Consider the following 5,077-nt stretch of genomic DNA (forward strand, 5'->3'; position numbering starts at 1 on the left):
ACACGACCTTGGGCATGTCGCGCCAGATGCGGGCGAAGCCGACGATCAGCGGGGTGGCGTCCGGGGCCTTGTCGGCAATCGGCCAGTACGCGGACATCAGTTCGTAGAGCCGCCGCCCGTAGAACGACAGGGCGGTCTCCCGCTCGAAGTCGTTCCAGTACTGGTGCAGTTCGTCGCTCGGATCGGTCCAGTCGATGTTGCCTTGTGCATCGGCGATGTACCCGTCCACCGACACGTTGAACCCATAGATGAGTTTGCCCATGCAGATCAGACTGCACCGGAGGGCAAAACTCATCGCGCCGCCACACGAGATAATCTCAAATCCTGTGGATGGGCGAGCGTAAGGCGGCCTACCTTCGTAATTGACGAATCGGCCAGTTCTATGAGTTTGCCCTTCTCGAACACGGCTACGGTCCGAAAGAGGGCAATCAGGTGCCTCGACTTGTTTGCTGGCGCAGAGAAGCTCTCATACTAGGCGTTACATGTAACATAGCGGTATGGCGGTGAGAGAAAGGGTTCGGGAGTACCGACGGCGGATGCGAGAGCGAGGCCTGCGGCCGCTGCAGGTCTGGGTGCCTGACGTGCGCATTGAGAGTTTTGCCGCCGAGGCGCATCGTCAGGCTTCGGTGGTCGCACGAGCGGACGAAAGTACCGATGACCAAGAATTCGTTCAGGCCATCTCGGCACCGTGGGAAGAGGAGTGAACAGAGGGGAGATCTGGACCGTAGCGGGGGGCGTCTACGCGACCAAACCAAGTCCCGCGGTGATTGTTCAGGATGACCTCTTTGATGCCACGAGTTCAGTAACTGTTGCCCCCATGTCTAGTGCCCTGTTGGATGCGCCGTTGATGCGCATCCGGATAGCCGGCGGAGACGGCCGGTTATCTGGACTTGATCATGACAGTGACGTGATGATCGACAAGCTCACAACCGTCAAAAGGTCGAACCTCCACGCTCGAGTCGGTCGGCTGACAGCGGAACAACTCGTCGAGGTCGAGCGAGCGATGATGGCATTCCTCGGCCTTGCGCGATAGGCGATGTCCGTTCCGCATTTAGTTGTCATGCCTGAACTGGGTGTATGCCAACATTATTCGGATCATTTCGGGCCGAACTGTCCAGATCAAGATGACACTTCCGTACGGAGTGTGTCGGCGAATCCCTGTGTTGCATGCGACCGATGCGACATTGCCGCGGCAGCGTTCTTCTGAATACTGAACGTGGGGACGGAGATCGGTGGATTGGGAACGACGCAACGTCCGCAAGAATTTGATGGATGTACGTCCTCAGGTGTTGACGAGCAGGGGTTGGGGGCTAGGGAGGCTACGGTATTGCCAATGCAGAATTTCCAAGGCGACGGCTATGTGAGCGCCGTTGTCCCGCAGCGGGGTTGGTAAAAGTTGTTCGGCGCGCGTGATCCTGCGCATGAGGGTGTTGCGGTGCAGGTAAAGGCGTTCAGCGGCGGCTGAGGCGTTGTGTTGTTCGGCGATGAAGGTGGCCACGGTGGCTCGTAGCTCAGCGCTGGCGGAGGCGAGCCCCCCGAGGGTGCGGCGGATGAACGCGTCGGCGGCGTCAGGGTCCCTGGTCAACAGGGCAACTAGTTCGACATCTTCGAACGCAGCCACCTGTTGGGTGGAGTGCAATCGCGCGAGCATGCGTTGTGTGGTGAGCGCGTCGAGGTGGCTGCGGCGGAAGCCCTCCATTCCGGTGCTAGCCGGACCGACCGCGACGTGGACGTCTGGAAAGGCTTTGACCTGTTCGCGCAGTTCATCGTTGGTGAAGGAGTTGTTCGCGTTGACCCAGACCCAGCGGTGGCGGTACTGGCCAGAATGCTCAACGGCCGGGTGTTGGCCATGTGTCCGATCGCTTCGGCGACACGGTCGAGTCGGCGGGCGTCGACATCGGGTTGTTCGGACCATACGACGGCGGCGGTGTGCGTACCGCCAAGCCGGTAGCCGAGTCGCTGCTCGGCGCGCTGTTGGCCGATGGGAGCGCCGTCGAGGATTAATCCAACTACTTCCCGGCGGTCGGCTTGCGAGCCACTAGTGAGTTCGGCGCGTTCGCGCTGCATTTGGGCGTTGATGCCGGCCATGGTGTCGTCGATGAATGCCGCGATCGATTGCGCGGTGACGTCCAGCAGCTCGGCCAACTCGGCGGGGTTGTCGGTGAGGGTGAACGCGATCTGCATCCATCGCCGCCAGGCGACGTTCTGCCCGACCCGGTAGCCGTCGAGGGCGTACTGGTCCAGCCCGCGACGCACGAGGTCGCGGGCAATGCCAAGCGGTTCGGAACCGAGATTGGCAGGCACGGGGGCGCCGGGGTCGCGGAGATTGGCCGAGGCCCACACCAGCCGGTTGGCGCGATTGGTGCGACTGGCTGCGGCGGCCAGCTCGGGGTCTTCGGCCATCTGAGGGTTGGACGCCAACGTCGCTTGATCCAACTCCTCGAGCCACTCGGGTGGAGCGTTGAGCGCTATCTCGGCGCCCCGACGAATCAAGTCCCGCACGCGAGCAGACGGCAGCGGCCACGACATATCGCCACGTTACAACCGGAGGTGCACAGTGCACCACGTAACCGCCGGTACTGGGCAGTGATGCCCTTGGTATGGGGTGCGGGCGACGACACGATGGATGGCAGTCAGTTCGCTTCTGAGGAGAACCCTGCCATGGCCACACCGTCCGTTGAGCACCCGGACGTTCTGATCGCCGGGGCTGGTATTTCCGGTGTCGGTGCGGCCCTGATTGAAAGGTTGTAGGGGAGTTCCCATGGGCGAGTGGACCATCGCCGACATAGCCGACCAGACAGGTCGCACGGCCGTCGTCACCGGCGCCAACACCGGAGTGGGCTACGAGACGGCCAGGGCAATCGCGGCGAACGGGGCACATGTCGTGCTCGCAGTCCGCAATCTCCAAAAAGGCAAGGCTGCCGCAGACCTGATCGCCAGGGCGCACCCCGGTGCCGGCGTGGCTATCCAAGAGCTTGACCTAGCCTCGTTGGACTCCGTTCGCGCAGCGGCCGACGAATTGAAGTCCAAGCACGAAACCATCGACCTGCTAATCAACACCGCAGGCGTCATGACGAGGTCGAAGTCGACGACTAAGGACGGCTTCGAATTGCAGTTCGGCACCAATCATTTGGGCCACTTCGCGTTCACCGGACTGCTGGTGGACCGGGTACTTGCGGTCCCGGGCTCGCGGATCGTGACCGTCAGCAGCCCGGGCCATCGCTTCCCCCGCAGCGGCATCCGCTTCGACGACCTGCAGTGGGAACGCAGCTACAGGCCCCTCGACGCGTACGGCCAGTCCAAACTCGCCAATCTGATGTTCACCTACGAGCTGCAGCGACGCCTGCAGGGCACGAACACCATCGCCGCTGCCGCGCATCCCGGAGGCACCAAGACCGAGATTGTGAGCGGCTCGCCGCCCCTAGTGCGCCTGATGAGGCCGTTCTTCCACAGCGCCGAGATGGGGGCGCTGCCGACGTTGCGCGCGGCGACCGATCGGGGCGTGCTGGGCGGGCAGTACTTCGGCCCCGGCGGCTTCCCCGAACAGCGCGGCTACGCCAAGGTGGTGGCCTCGAGCGCGGCATCGCACGACGTCGCGGCCCAACGCCGGTTGTGGGCGATCTCCGAAGAGCTGACGCAAGTTGTTTTCCCGGTTGGCTGAGCGGGTCGTGCCTCAACCCCGTCGAAGTCGGGACCGGCATCATCGAAGGCCGGGCCATCCACTGCGGCACATTCCGCAGTTGTGCGTGAGTTGACCACTTCGATCCGCGCGTTCATCCTCGAGAACGCAAACCGTCAAACCACTTCAAGCACGGCCCCCTAGATTGGGCGCACTTTGTTGTATGAGCGAGGGTACTGACATCCAACTTGACATAATGTCGCTTATCGGCAATTGCTAGGCCGGCGAACTCGTATCCAAGACAAGCCTGCGTGCGCCAAGCCGCGGAGCCATCAAAACTCAGAGCTCACTGACTCGCTCGATCCGACGCGTGTTTTGCGTTAGCGCCCAGGCCGGACGATCCGACCGTTCGGGATGCATCGAGGGCCATCCATAGCTCGACTTCCTGCCTGACGCCTAGTGTCCGTTGCCGTTCTATCTGAGGCAAGCGTAGGTGTCTGACCTGCGGTGCCTCAGATTAGATGACACTCCCGCTGCTTGTGGTTTGTCATTTGATCTGAGGTAAACGAGGTTTGGATCCCGGGTGTTGACCGGCGTTCAGGATGAACATGATCGCGGCGTTCTCGGTGAGGATGATTGGCGCGGTTTGGTGTTCATGCTGACGCCGTGATGCTCGCGGTGACGGTGTCGGGCCAGCGGTGGTGTTCACGGTGTCGGCCCGGGGTGTGCGTGCGGGATTGTCGGCCCGGCCGGATCGGCGCGGGCAATACGCGGGTTCAGGTTGGTGCGGCCAGAAGCCGGCCGTGGGCGTGCAGGCCGATCAGGGTCCACACCGGGTCGGTCAGGCCCAACCGTTGGCGAGCCGCGTGCGCGGCTGCGGCTAAGACGATCAGTGCGTCACGCAGCGGGTTGGTCGCGCGGGGCAGCTGGTTGAACGCGTCGTGGTCGAGCCGGATGAGGGCCTGGCTGCCGCGCTGCCACAGCCATTGCAGATGGGTGTTGCCGGTGGCGCGGCGCATCCAGCGGCGCACGGTCGACGGTGAGCGCCGCAGTTCGTCGGCGATGCGGCGGTGTCCGTGACCGGCGGCCTTGCCGGCCAGGGCGGTGCCGATCGCGTCGGTGGTGTCGGCCAGGCGTGGCTGCATGTTGGCCGGCAGCAGAATCTGGGTGTGCTCGCAGCGGGCGCAGCGTGCCCGCCGCGGGCGCACCGCCAGGGTCTGGGCGCCGAGGCTACGAACGCGCCGGCGGCGGCCGTATCCCCACCGCGTCAGGGTGCCGCCACATCGTGGGCGCGGGCAGGCGATCTCGCCGCCGCCCAGGGCCTGCTCGGCCCATTCGGTGGTGCGGACGACGATCATCGGGTGCTGCAGAGGGCATGGCACACCAGGGTGGTCTACCACGAGTCACCCGGGAAGGGGTCAACTCGTGTTGGTCGCAGGGCGTGAAACTGCCACTGCG

Annotated in this window: 5 protein-coding genes and 1 pseudogene; 3 read left to right on the forward strand and 3 right to left on the reverse strand. The window is 63.7% G+C overall.

Annotated elements, in window-relative coordinates; genetic code table 11:
- Window positions 1-262, reverse strand: a 262-nt coding sequence (locus AC5Y21_RS25870; protein ID WP_499916979.1) for a dihydrofolate reductase family protein, incomplete at its 3' end; no start/stop codon positions are given.
- A gap of 235 nt (window positions 263-497) precedes the next feature.
- On the opposite strand from AC5Y21_RS25870, the gene AC5Y21_RS25875 reads away from it, so the two are divergent.
- Window positions 498-704 carry an antitoxin MazE-like protein gene (locus AC5Y21_RS25875; RefSeq protein WP_499916981.1) on the forward strand — a complete coding sequence of 69 codons (207 nt, stop codon included), beginning with the start codon at window positions 498-500 and terminating at the stop codon, window positions 702-704.
- Window positions 701-1,033 (forward strand): type II toxin-antitoxin system PemK/MazF family toxin, encoded by a 333-nt coding sequence (locus AC5Y21_RS25880; protein WP_499916983.1) that lies wholly within the window; start codon window positions 701-703, stop codon window positions 1,031-1,033. Before AC5Y21_RS25875 ends, AC5Y21_RS25880 begins: the two co-directional genes overlap by 4 nt.
- Before the next feature lie 249 nt (window positions 1,034-1,282).
- On the opposite strand, the pseudogene AC5Y21_RS25885 reads toward AC5Y21_RS25880, so the two are convergent.
- A pseudogene (locus AC5Y21_RS25885) lies at window positions 1,283-2,529 on the reverse strand (PucR family transcriptional regulator).
- Window positions 2,530-2,761: 232 nt separating this feature from the next.
- On the opposite strand from AC5Y21_RS25885, the gene AC5Y21_RS25890 reads away from it, so the two are divergent.
- Window positions 2,762-3,661: an SDR family NAD(P)-dependent oxidoreductase gene (locus AC5Y21_RS25890; RefSeq protein ID WP_499916985.1), complete on the forward strand. Its 900-nt coding sequence runs from the start codon at window positions 2,762-2,764 to the stop codon at window positions 3,659-3,661.
- A 734-nt stretch (window positions 3,662-4,395) separates the two neighbouring features.
- On the opposite strand, the gene AC5Y21_RS25895 is transcribed toward AC5Y21_RS25890, so the two are convergent.
- Window positions 4,396-5,001 carry a DUF6431 domain-containing protein gene (locus AC5Y21_RS25895; protein ID WP_499916987.1) on the reverse strand — a complete coding sequence of 202 codons (606 nt, stop codon included), beginning with the start codon at window positions 4,999-5,001 and terminating at the stop codon, window positions 4,396-4,398.
- Window positions 5,002-5,077 lie beyond the last annotated feature (76 nt).

The organism is Mycobacterium sp. NGS41, assembly GCF_059812725.1.